Origin of the sequence: Psychrobacillus soli, from assembly GCF_006861775.1 — a bacterium.
GTDB lineage: Bacteria > Bacillota > Bacilli > Bacillales_A > Planococcaceae > Psychrobacillus > Psychrobacillus soli.
This window is the reverse complement of the sequence record NZ_VDGG01000032.1, coordinates 28,276-44,628: the sequence shown is the minus strand read 5'-3', so window position 1 is coordinate 44,628 and position 16,353 is coordinate 28,276. Positions and strand designations below refer to the sequence as shown.

The 16,353-nt window shown below is 36.9% G+C and carries 13 protein-coding genes and 2 riboswitches; of the genes, 3 read left to right on the top strand and 10 right to left on the bottom strand.

Annotated elements, in window-relative coordinates; translation table 11 throughout:
- Window positions 1-475: 475 nt before the first annotated feature.
- Window positions 476-1,807, bottom strand: a complete 1,332-nt coding sequence (locus FG383_RS14450; RefSeq protein ID WP_142608100.1) for an NCS2 family permease — start codon at window positions 1,805-1,807, stop codon at window positions 476-478.
- Window positions 1,808-1,904: 97 nt separating this feature from the next.
- Window positions 1,905-2,006, bottom strand: a riboswitch (purine riboswitch).
- A gap of 121 nt (window positions 2,007-2,127) precedes the next feature.
- On the opposite strand from FG383_RS14450, the gene FG383_RS14445 reads away from it, so the two are divergent.
- Window positions 2,128-3,054 (top strand): helix-turn-helix transcriptional regulator, encoded by a 927-nt coding sequence (locus tag FG383_RS14445; RefSeq protein WP_142608099.1) that lies wholly within the window; start codon window positions 2,128-2,130, stop codon window positions 3,052-3,054.
- 31 nt (window positions 3,055-3,085) lie between these two features.
- Window positions 3,086-3,478 carry a GyrI-like domain-containing protein gene (locus tag FG383_RS14440; RefSeq protein WP_142608098.1) on the top strand — a complete coding sequence of 131 codons (393 nt, stop codon included), beginning with the start codon at window positions 3,086-3,088 and terminating at the stop codon, window positions 3,476-3,478.
- A 49-nt stretch (window positions 3,479-3,527) separates the two neighbouring features.
- Here FG383_RS14440 and guaA read toward each other — a convergent pair whose 3' ends face one another.
- The 9 genes from guaA to FG383_RS14395 all read right to left on the bottom strand — a co-directional run bounded on the left by guaA (window position 3,528) and on the right by FG383_RS14395 (window position 15,669).
- Window positions 3,528-5,081 (bottom strand): glutamine-hydrolyzing GMP synthase, encoded by a 1,554-nt coding sequence (gene guaA / locus FG383_RS14435; RefSeq protein WP_142608097.1) that lies wholly within the window; start codon window positions 5,079-5,081, stop codon window positions 3,528-3,530.
- A gap of 132 nt (window positions 5,082-5,213) precedes the next feature.
- A riboswitch (purine riboswitch) is annotated at window positions 5,214-5,315 on the bottom strand.
- Window positions 5,316-5,349: 34 nt separating this feature from the next.
- Window positions 5,350-7,545 carry a DUF4129 domain-containing transglutaminase family protein gene (locus tag FG383_RS14430; RefSeq protein WP_142608096.1) on the bottom strand — a complete coding sequence of 732 codons (2,196 nt, stop codon included), beginning with the start codon at window positions 7,543-7,545 and terminating at the stop codon, window positions 5,350-5,352.
- On the bottom strand, window positions 7,542-8,747 hold the full coding sequence (locus tag FG383_RS14425) for a DUF58 domain-containing protein (RefSeq protein ID WP_142608095.1): 1,206 nt from the start codon (window positions 8,745-8,747) through the stop codon (window positions 7,542-7,544). Before FG383_RS14425 ends, FG383_RS14430 begins: the two co-directional genes overlap by 4 nt.
- Window positions 8,744-9,694: an AAA family ATPase gene (locus tag FG383_RS14420; protein WP_142608094.1), complete on the bottom strand. Its 951-nt coding sequence runs from the start codon at window positions 9,692-9,694 to the stop codon at window positions 8,744-8,746. The genes FG383_RS14425 and FG383_RS14420 overlap by 4 nt, the downstream gene beginning before the upstream one ends.
- A 138-nt stretch (window positions 9,695-9,832) precedes the next feature.
- Complete coding sequence (gene nadE / locus FG383_RS14415; RefSeq protein ID WP_142608093.1) at window positions 9,833-10,660, bottom strand: ammonia-dependent NAD(+) synthetase; 828 nt, start codon at window positions 10,658-10,660, stop codon at window positions 9,833-9,835.
- Window positions 10,661-10,662: 2 nt separating this feature from the next.
- Window positions 10,663-12,144, bottom strand: coding sequence for a nicotinate phosphoribosyltransferase (locus FG383_RS14410; RefSeq protein WP_142608103.1), 1,482 nt, complete (start codon window positions 12,142-12,144; stop codon window positions 10,663-10,665).
- A 777-nt stretch (window positions 12,145-12,921) separates the two neighbouring features.
- On the bottom strand, window positions 12,922-13,392 hold the full coding sequence (locus tag FG383_RS14405; RefSeq protein WP_142608092.1) for a c-type cytochrome: 471 nt from the start codon (window positions 13,390-13,392) through the stop codon (window positions 12,922-12,924).
- A gap of 138 nt (window positions 13,393-13,530) precedes the next feature.
- Complete coding sequence (locus FG383_RS14400; RefSeq protein ID WP_142608091.1) at window positions 13,531-14,811, bottom strand: aminotransferase class I/II-fold pyridoxal phosphate-dependent enzyme; 1,281 nt, start codon at window positions 14,809-14,811, stop codon at window positions 13,531-13,533.
- Window positions 14,812-14,907: 96 nt separating this feature from the next.
- Window positions 14,908-15,669, bottom strand: coding sequence for an exodeoxyribonuclease III (locus FG383_RS14395; RefSeq protein WP_142608090.1), 762 nt, complete (start codon window positions 15,667-15,669; stop codon window positions 14,908-14,910).
- A gap of 143 nt (window positions 15,670-15,812) precedes the next feature.
- Between FG383_RS14395 and FG383_RS14390 the strand changes: the two genes are divergently transcribed.
- A complete protein-coding gene (locus FG383_RS14390; protein ID WP_142608089.1) occupies window positions 15,813-16,250 on the top strand; it encodes a GNAT family N-acetyltransferase in 438 nt (145 codons plus the stop codon).
- Window positions 16,251-16,353: the final 103 nt, after the last annotated feature.

Here is a 16,353-nt window from a genome sequence, read left to right as displayed (position 1 = left end):
TATTAGGCACGCCGCCAGCGTTCGTCCTGAGCCAGGATCAAACTCTCCATAATAGAGAACTTAAAAAGCTCATTTTGTTTTGCTGGCATCATCATTAAATGATGTCAAAATTGTTTTGCTATCAAGTTAACCGAAGTTAATCTTTCAAGTTATATTTCTTAACGTTTTGCATGTTCAGTTTTCAATGTTCATGTTGTTTAATTTGTCGTCTTGTTTTGGCGACCTCTGTATCTTAACATCGTTTTCTAGACTTCGTCAACACTTTATTCGACAAAAAGGTATAAAAAGATAATAACATTTTATTCAGATAAATTCAACTAATAACTTTATATAGTTTAAACAGCACTAAAACCCTTGCGTTATCTACTTCGAACTCATATTACATCCATTCCTTCTTTCGCTAGTATTCTCTTTCTATCTACATTTTTTTCAATTAAAAAGAGAGACACTAGGCCTCTCTTTTCATTACGTTCTATTATAAGAAAATAAAATAACAAAGGAATATTACCCAAAGGCCATACATAATCGGATGAACTTCTTTAATCCGTCCTGCTACGATCATCGTGATTGGATAGAAGATAAATCCAATTGCGATACCAGTTGCAATGGAGTACGTTAACGGCATTGCAATAATAACGAAGAATGCCGGAACTGCAATTTCGAATTTATTCCAATCAATTCGACCTAGAGATGATACCATCAATACCCCCACTATAATTAACGCCGGAGCTGTAACATTGGAAGTGATTACACTTAGCACAGGATAGAAGAATAATGAGAGTAAGAATAAAACCCCTGTCACTATTGCCGCTAATCCAGTACGTGCACCTGCTGCAACACCTGCTGTAGATTCCACATAAGAAGTAGTTGTTGATGTTCCTGATATTGCTCCAGTTACTGTTGCAATTGAGTCTGCAAGCAATGCTTTACCTGCACGTGGTAGTTTATCTTCTTTCATTAAACCTGCTTGGTTAGCTACGGAGATTAAAGTACCTGCAGTATCAAAGAAATCGACAAACAAGAATGTAAGAACAACAACTAAAAACTGAGTTGTTAACAAAGCTGCTGGATCATTGAAAATTGCATCAAAAGCTGCTCCGAATGTTGGAGCCATGCTTGGGATACTTCCAACTACTGCATCTGGTATTGGAACTAAACTAAAAATCATACCTCCGATAGCAGTGATTAACATACCGTAGAAAATACCACCCTTAATACCTTTTACCATCATCACAACTGTAAGCACTAAACCAAAGATTGTTAATAGAACGTTAGGATTTGATAAATCTCCTAATGATACAATTATGTCTGGATTACTAACGATAATTTTAGAATTTTGTAATCCAATGAAAGTGATAAATAAACCGATACCTGCACCAACTGCATATTTCAACTCAGCTGGAATGGCGTTAATAATTGTTTCACGAATTCCTGATAGCGAAAGAACTATAAATATAAGGCCTGAAAATAAAACACCTGTTAAAGCAATTTGCCAAGGAATTTCGTATGTTAATACTACCGTATAAGCGAAGAACGCATTTAGTCCCATTCCTGGTGCTAATGCTATTGGATATCTCGCTAAAACACCCATTAATATAGAACCAATTGCTGCCGCGATCGCCGTAGCAGTAAATACAGCACCTTTGTCCATATACATGAAATCTGGTAGACCAGGTACAGTCTCGAGAGATAATGTTAATGGGTTTACTACTAGAATATAAGCCATTGCTAAGAATGTTGTTAAACCACCTATGATTTCTCGACGATAGTTTGTACCCAGTTCTTCAAATTTGAAATACTTTTTCATAAGTTCCTCCATTTTTTTGTCCGTACAACCAAAAAAGAAAAGCATACGACCAGTATTGACACGGTCGTATGCTTAACAATCTCTAATAAGTGAAAGAAAACTACTTTCCACTCATCGTAGTCGAATCATTTACGGTGATTCGGTAGAGACTTTTGGGCCTTATTCCCAACGTTATACGACAACACAATTAAATTATGATAGTAATATAACATTATACTCTTTAAAAATCAATACAAAAACCGAACATTTTAATTGAAAAGTATATAATAATTCGTATTTTTGACGTTTCCTATTAAAATTTCATAGAAGGAGTGCACATTATGATGAAAATTGAAAGATTGTTATCCATGTTAGTCATCTTACTAAACAAAGAAATAGTTTCAGCAGATGAATTAGCTAATAAGCTAGAAGTCAGCAAAAGAACTATTTATAGGGATGTTGAATCGTTGGCGATATCAGGGCTTCCGGTCGTAACAATTCACGGTCGATATGGGGGCATAGGATTGATACCTTCCTACAAAATGGATAAATATTTGTTTTCCGATAAGGAGAAACAAAAGATTATAGAAGCTTTAAGACTCCAACATACTATATTGCAAGAGGATAACCAAATACTCATTGGCAAATTAGAAAATTTAAAAGGAGATGAAGGTTCCTATGATAACTTTACTTTCTACTCCCCTACCTTACATAGAAAAGAAATCGAAATAGAAACAAAAGAGAAACTAAAAACTTTAAGAGCAGCTGTGACTCATCAAAAAAAAATGAAAATCAAGTACATCTCATTGAATGGCGAAATCACCAACAGAGTGATTTCTCCTTATAGTATTAATTTAACGGACGGCAGTTGGTACATCTTAGGTTATTGTGAAAAAAGAAATGATAGTAGAATATTCAAGCTCACACGGATTAGAGAATTTTTAATATTAGATGAAGCATGCATCACAATGGAAAGAAAAGAATTTAACTCAACATCTATTTATGAGCAAGTCGAGTTAATATTTCATAAAGACCAATTAGGAAAGCTATATGATTTTTTCTTGGACGAGGAAATTGAAGTACTTCTTAATAATATTAAGGTCACTTTCAAATACGATAGAAATAGAAACATAATACCTTTTTTACTAATGTTCGGTAACTCAGTAGATGTGATAAAACCAGATGAATTGAAAGAAGAATATTTCATTGAGTTAAATAAAATCCACAAAAAAATTAATGATGACAACCAGTTGTCATATTTACGATGATATATTCTCCTTAGAAGGGTGGAGATTTCAAATGAAAGAAAGTTTTTTTACGAAAGTGATTTACGGCAATACAGTTAGGGCAAACAATAACAATGGAAGTATATTCTCAAAGACGTGGGAGGAATTTCTTAAAAATCAAGTACAAGGTAATATTTACGCAGTTTACAGTAACTATGAAAGTGATTATACCGGCGACTTTGACTTTCTGATTGGAACGGAGGAAAAACATGGAGATGATAATATCTCTATCGAAAATGGAGAATATTATATTTGGGAAGTGAAATCTAAAGACTTAAGCGGTGTAGGTAAAGCTTGGAGTGATATTTGGAATAGTGATTTACCAAGGGCATATACAACTGATTTTGAAGTTTATAAAACAGATGGAAGCATTGCCATTTATTTATCTGTACTAGCTAGTTCATAAAAAAACAGCCTAACATCCTTTTACAACAAGGATGCTAGGCTATTATTAATTATTCCCACTCAATCGTCGCTGGTGGTTTACTCGTTACATCATACAGTACGCGGTTAATATGCGGAACTTCATTAACTAGACGGACACTTACTTTTTCAAGCACATCCCATGGAATACGTGCCCAGTCAGAAGTCATACCATCAATAGAAGTTACTGCGCGAATACCGATTGCATAGTCATACGTACGAGCGTCGCCCATTACTCCAACACTACGAATGTCAGGTAGCACCGTGAAGTATTGCCAAATATCACGATCAAGTCCTGCTTTTGCGATTTCTTCGCGAAGAATTGCATCTGATTCACGAACGATTGCTAATTTTTCTTCTGTTATTTCACCAAGAACGCGGATACCTAATCCCGGACCTGGGAAAGGTTGACGCCAAACGATTGCTTCATCAAGACCAAGCTCTAAACCAAGTGCACGCACTTCGTCTTTAAACAATGTTTTTAATGGCTCGATTAACTTGAACTGCATATCTTCAGGAAGTCCACCTACATTATGGTGAGATTTAATTGTTTGAGCTGTTGCAGTACCAGATTCAATAATATCTGTGTAAAGAGTACCTTGCGCTAAGAAATCCATACCATCTAATTTAGAAGCTTCTTCATCAAATACGTAGATGAATTCGTTACCAATAATTTTACGTTTCTTTTCCGGATCTGAGACCCCTGCAAGTTTATTCATAAAACGCTCACGAGCATCAATTTTAATCACTTTCATATTAAAACCTTCCGTGAAGGTCTTCATCACTTGTTCAACCTCACCTTTTCGGTTTAAGTTGTGGTCAACGAACATACAAGTTAATTGGTCACCAATTGCTTTATGAATTAGAACAGCAACTACTGAGGAATCTACTCCACCACTAAGTGCACATAGAACCTTTTTGTCGCCAACTTCCGCGCGAATTTTTTCGATTTCCATTTCTACGAAGCTTTCCATTGTCCAGTCGCCTTTAGCATGGCAAATGTCGAATACGAATTGACGGAGTAAATCGATTCCGTAAATAGAATGTCTTACTTCTGGGTGGAATTGAACAGCGTATAAATTCTTCGCTTCATTTGCCATTGCAGCAACTTCACAAGAAGGGCTCGTTGCAATTATTTCAAATCCTTCTGGGGCTAATGTTACATGGTCACCGTGACTCATCCATACAACTTGATTTGCAGGAAGTTGTCCAAATAAAGCCGTAGCATTTTTTACGTCAATTTCCGCTTTACCATATTCTCTATGAGAAGCTTTTTCCACTTTCCCACCGAAATGTTGCGACATTAATTGCATCCCATAACAAATACCTAAAATCGGAACACCAATGTCATAAATCGCTGGGTCAATATGAAATGCATTTTCATCATATACAGAGTTCGGACCACCAGAAAAAATGATTCCTGTAGCATTCATTTTCTTCAATTCTTCCGCTGTTACTGTATGTGGGTGTAACTCACTATACACTCCAAATTCACGAATACGACGTGTGATTAGTTGGTTGTATTGACTACCAAAATCTAATACGACAATTTTTTCTTGTTCTTTCAACAATGGAGTTGAAGACATTAGCATCCACCTTTTCTCTATTAGTGATCCAAGTGCGTTAACTAGAATAAAAAAACGCGTAAGAAAGCAAACCTCTTTCTACGCGTTTATGTTCTCTACTTCAAAAAGGTGAATGCATTTGTCCAAAAAAGACATGATTGCATTCACCTTCATAGTCAAGTTATTATCGGTAACTTGGTAGAGACATCCGAACCATATTATCGGACATATACGAGGGCAACTTGGTCAATTTAATTTGACTTTAGTTTACAGGTTGTGACTCTTAAAATCAACTGCTTAACTGATTGATTAAATTTTCCCAACTTTCTCTCATCGTCGGATAGTCAAGCTCTTTTTTATTACCACCGTAAAATCCTTTTTCGTATGCACTTGTCAACTTCCTCATATGATTACCGCCAAAATAGCTATCGATCTGTATCGCGTAATCCGTTAATGTTTGACCCTGTTCTTTCCCATAGCCGTATGAATGAAGCTGTTTAAGTAATTGATGATACATTTTTTCAAACGTATCCCAATCATTTTTTCTTACGCGAAATACAGGAATTAGCACGTTCGATAACCATTTGCGTCTAAAGCGATAAGCGATTAAACCGATAAAGGCTAGTCCGATGATTGACCATGTAAATAAAGCTTTTCTGTCTAATACCCATTTGACACTGTTACTCATTGCTTCTGTGAACTTTTCAGAAACCTCTGCTCTTTCTGTCTCCGGCTTTGGTTTCGGAGGAGTCGGAGTTGGTGTCGGTGTTTGAGCTTCTAACTCATCCGTTTGAATATCTAAATCATAGTTAAAGTTTGCACTATTGGAAAATCCGATGGTAGGTTCGAAAGTTATCCAGCCTATATTAGGAAAATATGCCTCGACCCACGAATGCGCGTTATTATTCGTTATTTCATAAACAGGTACGCTATCTTCTCTTTGTACAATCTCCCCTGGCGCAAAGCCTTTCACCCAACGCGCTGGGATTCCTTCTGAACGAAGCAAAACAACCATAGAAGTTGAAAAGTTATCACAATAGCCTACCTTCGTATCAAATAAAAACTGATCGACGTAATCCGTATCTCCTTCTGGTATCGATGCTAATTGCTGATCGTAGCGAAAGCCATTTTGCCTGAAGTATCGTTCAATAGATTTTGCCTTTTCATATAAGCTTTCGTCCCCATCTGTAATAGAAGTAGCTAACTCTCGCACTCTATTCGGCAAAGTCTCTGGTAGTTGTAGGTATCGATCAAACTCAGTTGTAAGACTATCTAAACTTTCAACTTTCGTATTTCGAAGAGCTTTTAAACTATAGACGGGCTCACTATAAGCAACATCATAATTCTGAATAGGCACGGTGCTACCGCCATTGAATGTAGAGATTTTTTGATTTGTTTCGTTCCACGATAGAGTGAACGGCTCTAACGCATCTACCCGCTTAATGCCATAAGGCTGCATGACAAAAGGATATTCCTGCAGCATGGAGATGCGTGCAATCGCCGTTCTCTCTTCCTCGCCTGGTGTAATATCGGATTGAATTATTTCCCCTACATTGTAACTACTAATTTGTGCTTCTGTATTGGATTGAATCCATCCTTTTGAAGTATACGTATCCTTAGTTTCAATTTTCCAATATTGCTTGGTTGGTACAGCGGCTGTAAAAACTGGCGAATCATCCGCGACAAATGCTCCGCCTAAGTTTTCATCATTCTCTCCATATCCAACTTTACGATGCCCTCCACTTCCAGTTCCAGTTCCCCCCTCTACATTAGAAGTAGTTGGTTTTGCAGAAGTTAGAAACGGTACTGGATCGGGCCAACTTGGACCAGCTTTTGGTAAAATAACTGCCAATGTTCCGCTGAAGACAAGTATTCCGATCAGACTTCCTATACTACCAAGTAAAAAAGAGGCTTTTACATGCTCTTTATTTTCACTCCCAATTTTTTGTGCATATAACAACCCCATTGCGACAAATCCCGATATTAATGCAATGACAATACTCTTCTCTCCATTATATGGACTGAAAGTATCTAAAATGGTAATAAATAAAATGGTAAGAATGAAAAATAGCAGTATATTTTTTCTAACACGAATCCAATAATTTAATAAATACGTAGTCATCCACAACAGTAAAAAAAATAAAAATGTTCGAAAAGGATCCGTTACCTCTAACCATTCACATGTAACTAATGCAGTTAAATTCACACGAAGGGCTTCTATTAAATAAGAAAAAGTATCCAAAGAAAAAAACGAAAGATCCGTATAAATAGAAATAATAACCCAACAAATTAAAACTAATTTTAATGGTGCTGCATAATACCATTTCAACCTCACGAAGTAAAATAAAAAAGAGATCAATAAAAACACAGTAAATAAATACAAATGATCAGTATCCGTTAACTCAATCACCGGCTTTAACCATTCAGCCATTAAAACAAATACAGAAAAATAAATAAAAAAGGATAACCCTGTTTTTTTACTCATGAACGAGTCACCTCCAAAAACGCTTGGGCAAAACGATCTTTTGAAATAGTATGAACCCGTATTCCCCTACTAGCAGCAAACTGATGTAGGATTTGTTCCTCTTTCAGTAACTTTGCATCTTTTTGTTTGACAACAAAGCATGTACAAACACGTAAATTACTTGCCGTTTTTTGAATACTTTCTATCCATTCATATGTAAGATTACTTGTGACATATAAAAGAGAAGTTGCTTGCGCCAATGCCCCGTCATGTAACATGGCTTGTTCTATTGACTTCGTTAAATCCGGTTGCACTTTCGTTAAATGATAAAGTACCCGTTGTAACTGGTTTTCACTTTGAACAGCTGGAATAAAAAAACGATTTTCACCTAGCGACAAAAATGCACTAGATGCCTGGTGACGCACGATTGCTTGTAAAATAGAGGCAGTTAAATCGACCATTTCTTCAAAACAGTCAGCTGGTGTCCGGTCCATCAAGACGAATAAACCTTGAGATTGACGGTCTTCAAACTCTTTCGTTTTAAGTGTTTGCGTTCTAGCAAAGGACTTCCAGTGAATCCAAGAAACCCGATCACCCGGTTGGTAGTTTCGTATACCTGTCGCCATGGAAGTGTCTTTCATCGTTTGAATTCTAGATGCGGCTGCACCTTGGTCGTATCTCGTTTCAATAGGGACATATACCATTTCTGTGACATTGGGAAACACAAGTACCGTTTTAGGATTGGAAATAGATACCTCTTTTTTTACCCATCCAAATAAATCACTTACTTGAATTGTTAGTCCTTCTAGTACATGCTCCCCACGAGGAATATGATCAATTTCGTATGTCCAGCTAAACTCTTTTTTCATCCCCCAAAAAATCATTCGTTTCCGAGAATGGATATGTGCTAGAGTTGGACTAACCTTTTCTTCAAACTTTACATACATAAGCGGAAAATGATTATTTCTTTTTACTTGAATAGTTGCTGAAAACCTTCCCCCACTAAATACTTTACGAGTTTCGATTGTTCTACCTACTTCCAACTTAGAAAGTGGATAAAAAAATAAAAGCAAAGAGTAGATAGAAAGGGGGATTAATGAATAAAATAAAAACCAACTAACAAATCCACCTTGAAACATGGCATAAACGAACGTTACGATTAGAAGAAACATAATACCAACAAAACCTTTAAACCGTCGTAATCGTTTTAATCGTTTTTTCATTGATTTACTTTCCTCTTATATGGGACCGGTGTTCGATTAATAATTCGAGCTAATACTTCCTCCGTGGAAATCCCATCGTATCTAGCTTCCGGTCTGAGGATAACACGATGCCCAAAAACGAAGGGAGTTAAATATTGAATATCGTCCGGTATGACGAAATCCCTTCCTTGGAGCATTGCATAACTTTGGGCAGCTCTCATTAGTGCTATGGAAGCCCTAGGACTTACCCCTAGATAAATGTAAGTATCTTGTCTCGTTCTATTTGCTAGATCTACAATATATCCTTTCATCGTCTGATCTACTTTCACCATTTTCACTTGTTTTTGTAAATTTATTAATTGTTCCAGCGAAATAACAGATTCTATATGCTCAATCGGCGTTAATTTTTCTACCCGATCGAGTATTTCTATTTCTTCACTCGGCTGCGGATACCCCATTTTCAATTTCAGTAAAAATCGATCTAGCTGTGCTTCTGGTAGTGGGTATGTCCCTTCATGCTCAATTGGATTTTGTGTAGCCATGACGAAAAACGGCTTAGCTATTGGCATAGTTATTCCATCTATTGTGACGGATGCCTCTTCCATTCCTTCGAGGAGTGCGGATTGTGTCTTAGGTGAAGTACGATTTATTTCATCTGCCAATATAATATTCCCCATAATTGGCCCAGCTCTAAATTCAAATTCCATCTCTTTTGGGTTGTAAATGGAAACTCCTAATACATCGGATGGCAATAAATCCGGCGTAAATTGAATCCTTTTAAAATCGGCACCGATTGATTTAGCAAGTGCCCGTACCATCATCGTTTTTCCAACACCCGGTACATCTTCTAGAAGCACATGCCCTTCCGCAAGAAGTGCTATTACTGCAAGCTCTGCTATATTCTTTTTACCGATCATCACTTTTTCTATGTTTGTAATAATAGATTGAATTTGCAATTGTTCCGTCATTTGTTTTCCCCCGGTACATTCTATTAAAAGATTAGTTTGAAAATTAATATAATACTCATTTAGCATACCGAAAATTACAAAATAAAACAAATAAGAAAAGCCGATCCATCTTTTATTAAACGGGTCGGCTTACGATTATTATTTCCAAAAATCATCAAATACCGTGATCGGCATATGTCTCTTATGCATAGAGCGATTATAGAAACCTTCTATTTTTTCTTGTGATTCCTTAGATACCATTTTACCTTCTAAATAATCATCAATTTCATCATATGTCACACCTAGTGCCACCTCATCGGGAAGTGCTGGGCGATTTTCTTCTAAATCTGCAGTCGGTACTTTCAAATATAAATGCTCTGGGCAACCGAGTTGCTTTAGTAATTGCTTTCCTTGTCTTTTATTCAAACGGAAGATCGGAGTTAAATCGACACCACCATCCCCGTATTTTGTATAAAATCCAGTGACAGCCTCCGCTGCATGATCTGTTCCAAGTACCACGCCATTATACATAGCAGCAATCGAATATTGAGCTTTCATACGTTCTCTTGCTTTTTCATTCCCTTTTGCAAAATCGGATAACGTAATACCCGCTTCATTAAGCGCTCGTGCACTTGCATCGACTGCCTCTTTAATATTGATCGTGACTGATTTAGATGGTTGGATAAAGTCTAATGCATCTTGACGCTCATGCTCATCAAATTGAACTCCGTACGGTAAGCTTACCGCGATAAATGCATAAACTTCCGCGCCCGCTTCTTCATTTAGCTCATCTACTGCGAGTTGCGCAAGCTTCCCTACTAACGTAGAGTCTTGACCTCCTGAAATTCCTAGCACCATACTTTTCATAAAAGGATGTTTTTTTAAATACGCCTTCATGAAATCAATGCTAGTTCGAATTTCTTCATCGATATTAACAACTGGTTTTACTTTTAACGCATTAATAATCTCTTGTTGCATTGTAGCCATAATTACAGACCTCCATTTTGCTCAATAAGATTATGTTCCATTTCTTTTACTTCTTGAATATTACGCATTTTATTGTCCCAACATTTTTGGCTTAAATCGACTGGATACTCCTCTGGGTTAAGCGAACGTTTATATTCGTCCCAAAGTAAATCTAAATTATTGTGCGCATATTCTCGAACTTCATGTAAATCCGGAATTTTATACGTAACTTGCCCATCTTCAATAACTTTTACATGCAATTCTTTCGCTTCGAAGTTCGTCACAAATTTCGATACAAAAGTGTGTACCGGATGGAACATTTTCAATCGTTTTTCATGCGTTGGGTCTTCGTCGTGCATCGTAATGTAATCACCTTCTGCTTTACCATTTTCTTTGTCAATAATTCGGTAAAGCTTCTTTTCACCAGGTGTGGTTACTTTTTCTGTTGTAGAAGAAATTTTAATCGTGTCCTGCATTGTTCCAGCTTCATCTTCGATAGAAACAATTTTATATACCGCTCCAAGCGCAGGCTGATCGTAACCCGTTATAAGCTTCGTTCCAATACCCCAACTATCCACTTTTGCCCCTTGAGCCTTTAAGTTTAATATCGTATATTCATCTAAATCATTTGAAACGATAATTTTAGCATTCGGAAAACCTGCTGCATCTAGCATCTTTCTCGCTTCTTTCGAAAGAAATGAAATATCACCAGAATCTAGGCGAATCCCGATGAAATTAATTTTATCACCAAGTTCTTTGGCTACTTTTATCGCAGTTGGAACCCCTGTTTTTAACGTGTTATAAGTATCTACTAAAAATACGCAGTCTTTATGACGTCTAGCATATGAATGGAAGGCTTCGTACTCGCTCTTGTACGCTTGTACTAAAGAATGTGCATGCGTTCCAGAAACAGGAATACCGAACAATTTTCCTGCACGTACATTACTAGTAGATTCAATTCCACCTATATACGCTGCGCGAGTTCCCCAAATAGCCGCATCCATTTCTTGTGCACGTCTAGACCCAAACTCCATCGCAACTTCATCTTTTACTACTTGTTTAATACGGGATCCTTTTGTAGCGATCAGCGTTTGATAATTCACGATATTTAAAAGTGCAGTTTCCACTAGCTGTGCTTCCACTAATGTCGATTCGATACGCATAATCGGCTCGTTTGGAAATACTAATTCCCCTTCTACCATCGAATAAACGTCACCAGTAAAACGAACTGTCCGCAAGTAATCGATAAAGTCCGCTTGATAGCCAACCTCATTTTGCAAATAATCTAAGTCACTTTCGGTAAAATGAAAATTCTGTAAATATTTAAGGCATCTTTCTAGTCCTGCAAAAATAGCGTAGCCATTCCCAAACGGAAGCTTTCGGAAAAATAATTCAAATACTGCTTTTCTTTCATGCATATTATCTGCCCAATAAGATTCCGCCATATTAATTTGGTATAAATCAGTATGTAAAGCTAAACCGTCGTCTGGATAATTTTTTTTCATCATGATCCCCTTCTCCATAACTTCTAACTCATAACGATTGAATCTAGTATACACTATTTCCCCTTTTTCTTGGATAAATAAACTATAGCTACCTTCATAAAATAGGGATAATGCGTCGTAGTAGGCTCAATAAGGAGACCGCTATATTTCCGCCGGGCGAGTGACGAGCCGCCACGTCGCTAACGCTCTAGCAGGGTCTCACATCGTCGAGCAAAATTCCAAAATTATGTAGTTATTTATTAATAAATTCCAAAGAATGGCTAAGGGCAATCAAAAAGCTATTGAAAGCAACTAATTTCAGTACGAAAGCAACTAAAATCGGCATAAGAGCAACTAAATTGCCAATGAAAGCAATTAATTTCTTACAATAGCAAGTTTACTTGGATTGAGACGACCATGATTTCGACATATTATAGGAATAATATGCCTAAAAGCCCGCCTAACTCGCCTGGCCGGCATCTGCTCGACTAGTTTGTCGCGTTCGAGGTGTACATTGTCTCGTTCAACCACTTATTGTTAATTTCGGACACTGATAAGTTAGTATTTTCCATTGAATTTCACTGCAGGCGTCGACTCCTGCAGAGTCCAACAGGATGTTGGTCACGAAGGCGTTGCCACACGATGTGGCGTTTTTAGCCTTTGTTCCTCAGTGGGCAAATGAGTCATCCCTACGTACGCCAAAAGGCGGCCGGGATGGCAACGCTTTTTCCCTATACTGCGCAAATCTCCATAAAGAAACCAGCCACCTCAAATCATGGCTGGTTTCTTTTCACTTCACTATTCCCCGCCTATAGGAGAAACGACCGTCACGATATAGTCTGCTATCGCTTCAATCTCTTCGGGAGTTAACGAATCTTTAAACGGTGGCATAGTTGCACCGCCGTTTGTTATTCGATCTATCACATTTTCTCTACTTTCTGCGAACTTACTATCCTGCAGATTTGATCCATTCTGTCCATTCGCTCCTTGATTGCCGTGACAAGCAATACAACTATTTGTGTAAAGCGCTAGACCAGCATCTACGCTACTTACTGTTTCACCTTCTGTAGCTTCATCGGTAGCGGACTCGTTTGTTTTAACTTCCCCTTTAGATTCATCTACTGGTTCTTCTTTTACAGTTATCGTAGCGAATTCGGATACTTCCTCTTTCTCTTTATCAGCTACTAAATAAAGCATAAGAATTGTTACTAGAGCAATAATACTTCCGATAAAAAATTTAGCCCATACGGATATACGTTCACCTCTCATTTTAATTCCCCCTCAAACTATAAAATTGCCATTTCACTAGTTTATGATTAGGATTCTGAATAAATGTCAGCGCTTACATTTACTTAAACATAAAAAAACTGTCCAAGAGATTTAACTCTAGAACAGTTTTACGATTATTTATTTTGTTAAGTCTTGACACCCTTGATAAATCAGCTCAAATAGCTCTTCAATATCCGTTTCTTCCACACATGAAAATGCTACACGAATGTCGGTTTTATTGCTTGCAATAACTCCTACACCGTATTGATCTAATAAGTGAAGGCGAAGTGTTTCTGCATCCAAATTAGTTAGCTTCAAGCACATGAAATAGCCAGAGTTAAATGGATAGTATGTCCAGTAAGGAGCAAACTTTTCATTCGCAAGCACTTGCTTTGTTTGAATTGCACGGGCTTTCATAATTTCAAATTTCTCTTCTTTTTCTTTTAAAAATTCTTCCGACTGTAAAGACTCCAACAGAATTGTTTGAGAAATATGAGAACCGCTCGAAACCGTTCCACGAATAATTCCTTTTGTTTTTTGTTCTAACGCATCTAATACATCAGGCGTTGCAGCGTAAGTAATAAATCCAACGCGTAATCCCCATACATAGTTTTCTTTCGTTGCACCGTCAATTTTCACCGGTAAAATATTTGGATGGCTTTCTGCTAATAATCCGAATAATGATTCCTTAATCGAGTCTTCGTAGAATAAGCCAAAATAAGCATCATCCAATAATACAACTAATTTAGTTCCAGAAGCGGCAACATCTATTAATACTTGAACAATTGCTTGTGCTTCACTAATCGATGGTGTATAGCCAGTCGGATTGTTCGGGAAGTTTAATAACACAATCGCTTTTTCTTTTTGTTTCGCTAATGTTTCACGGAATGCTTCTACATGAAAACCATTCTGTTCATTGAATAATGGGAACGTTTCAACACGACCGCCTCTTCTAATCTGGAATACTGTATTATAGTTACCCCAATATTGCTCCGGCGTTATAAGCACATCACCAGGGTTCATAAACAAATCTGCTGCGATACTTAAACCATGCGTTAATGCGCTAGTTACAATTGGCGAGCCAATTGATTTGTTTTGCATAGAAGGGTTATCTGTTAATAATTTCTCTTTCCAAATGGAACGTAATAATTCTTTTCCTTGTGGAGCTGCGTATGGGTAAATATCTTTTGGAGCGTACCCTAATTTTTCTTGTATATGACGGAAATGCATCGGTTCTCCATTCTCCGTTGCGATTCCAATTGTTGCGTTAAAGCGATGTGCTTTTTTCCCTGCTTCTGCACTTTGACTTAATATCCCTTTTGGATAAAATAAGTTCTTTCCTAAATCGGATAGCATATCAAAAATAGCGGGACTTTCTTTTTGCATTTTTTCATTTAATTGCACGGCTAAAGCATTCATCTATTGGTACCTCCAGTAAGTTGATTTAGAAATATTGTACTCTATTTTGTTAAAGTATTGTAGCTTTTCTCATAATATAATGAATAGTTCACACGACTATGATAAATTCTCTAATTCTAAAATAACTGGACAATGATCACTTCCAAGTATATTCGCATCAATGGAAGCACCCTTTAAGACAGATGCCAGTCTTTTGGATGCAATGAAATAATCAATTCTCCATCCAATATTCCGCTCTCTCACTTTATTCATATAGGACCACCAAGAAAAAGCATCCTCACTATCTGGATAAAAATAGCGGAAAGTATCCACAAAACCAGCTGCTAGTAAATCCGTCATTTTCCCTCGTTCTTCCAGCGTAAAACCAGAGTTTCCTCTATTAGACTTAGCATTTTTCAAATCTATTTCTGCATGTGCAACATTTAAATCTCCACACATAATGACTGGCTTCACTTCGTCTAGGGTTTTCAAATATGTACGCATCGTGTCTTCCCATTCCAAACGATAAGGAAGTCTCGTTAAATCACGCTTTGCATTTGGTGTATAGACATTCACTAAGAAAAAGTCTTCAAACTCTAGCGTAATAATTCGTCCTTCATCTTCTGTCTCTAAATCCCCAACACCATATTTCACAGACAGTGGCTTTACTTTCGTAAACACAGCAGTTCCAGAATAGCCCTTTTTCAATGCATAATTCCAATATTGCTCATACCCTTCTAACTGCAAATCTATTTGCCCTTCCTGTAATTTTGTCTCCTGTAAACAAAAGATATCTGCATTCACTTCATTAAAATATTCTAAAAAACCTTTTTGGACACATGCACGCAATCCATTTACATTCCAAGATACTAATTTCAACTCTATTCCTCCAAACAAAAATCTGATTGTTCCTAGTCTGTTGTTTTATTTACATCAAAAATAATTTCACTTACACTTATAAATAGATTATGACTTGAGTCTACCTGCTTGTCTAATTAACTTAAGAAAAGGACTGAATATTAGTGAATTCCAAAAGAATAACAGTAGATAGCGACTTACAAAAAGCGTTTCATATTAGAAAAGAAGTATTTGTAAAAGAACAAGGTGTACCAATAGATGCTGAATTTGATGAATTCGATACACTTGATGGACAATGCGAGCATATTTTAGTCTATTATGAGGAACAACCTGTTGGAACTGGTCGATTAAGAACAGTGGATGGATTAGGAAAATTGGAGAGAATTTGTATTTTAGAGAATTATCGTAAATTTGGTCTTGGAAAAGTAATTATTAGTGGGCTAGAAGAGATGGCAAAAGAGATGGGATTGTCTAAAGTTAAATTACATGGTCAAACACATGCAGAAGGTTTTTATGTAAAACTTGGTTATCAAACTTCATCAGATGTATTTATGGAAGATGGTATTCCACATATTCTAATGATTAAAACCTTTTCTGAATAAAAAGAATAGCTTACTGCTCGCTTTCTGAGCAGATATCGAGCGGTTAACTTCTCCAAACTATAAAAAGTTTCTCACAAATTTATAAATGCGCAACGTAACGGCT

What these genes read in the sequence shown, in the direction of transcription:
- nadE (WP_142608093.1), bottom strand. Translation starts at nt 10,660, where the DNA reads ATGGCTACAATGCAACAAGAGATTATTAATGCGTTAAAAGTAAAACCA.
- FG383_RS14450 (WP_142608100.1), bottom strand. Translation starts at nt 1,807, where the DNA reads ATGAAAAAGTATTTCAAATTTGAAGAACTGGGTACAAACTATCGTCGA.
- FG383_RS14400 (WP_142608091.1), bottom strand. Translation starts at nt 14,811, where the DNA reads ATGAATGCTTTAGCCGTGCAATTAAATGAAAAAATGCAAAAAGAAAGT.
- FG383_RS14410 (WP_142608103.1), bottom strand. Translation starts at nt 12,144, where the DNA reads ATGAAAAAAAATTATCCAGACGACGGTTTAGCTTTACATACTGATTTA.
- FG383_RS14420 (WP_142608094.1), bottom strand. Translation starts at nt 9,694, where the DNA reads ATGACGGAACAATTGCAAATTCAATCTATTATTACAAACATAGAAAAA.
- FG383_RS14430 (WP_142608096.1), bottom strand. Translation starts at nt 7,545, where the DNA reads ATGAGTAAAAAAACAGGGTTATCCTTTTTTATTTATTTTTCTGTATTT.
- guaA (WP_142608097.1), bottom strand. Translation starts at nt 5,081, where the DNA reads ATGTCTTCAACTCCATTGTTGAAAGAACAAGAAAAAATTGTCGTATTA.
- FG383_RS14445 (WP_142608099.1), top strand. Translation starts at nt 2,128, where the DNA reads ATGATGAAAATTGAAAGATTGTTATCCATGTTAGTCATCTTACTAAAC.
- FG383_RS14425 (WP_142608095.1), bottom strand. Translation starts at nt 8,747, where the DNA reads ATGAAAAAACGATTAAAACGATTACGACGGTTTAAAGGTTTTGTTGGT.
- FG383_RS14405 (WP_142608092.1), bottom strand. Translation starts at nt 13,392, where the DNA reads ATGAGAGGTGAACGTATATCCGTATGGGCTAAATTTTTTATCGGAAGT.
- FG383_RS14440 (WP_142608098.1), top strand. Translation starts at nt 3,086, where the DNA reads ATGAAAGAAAGTTTTTTTACGAAAGTGATTTACGGCAATACAGTTAGG.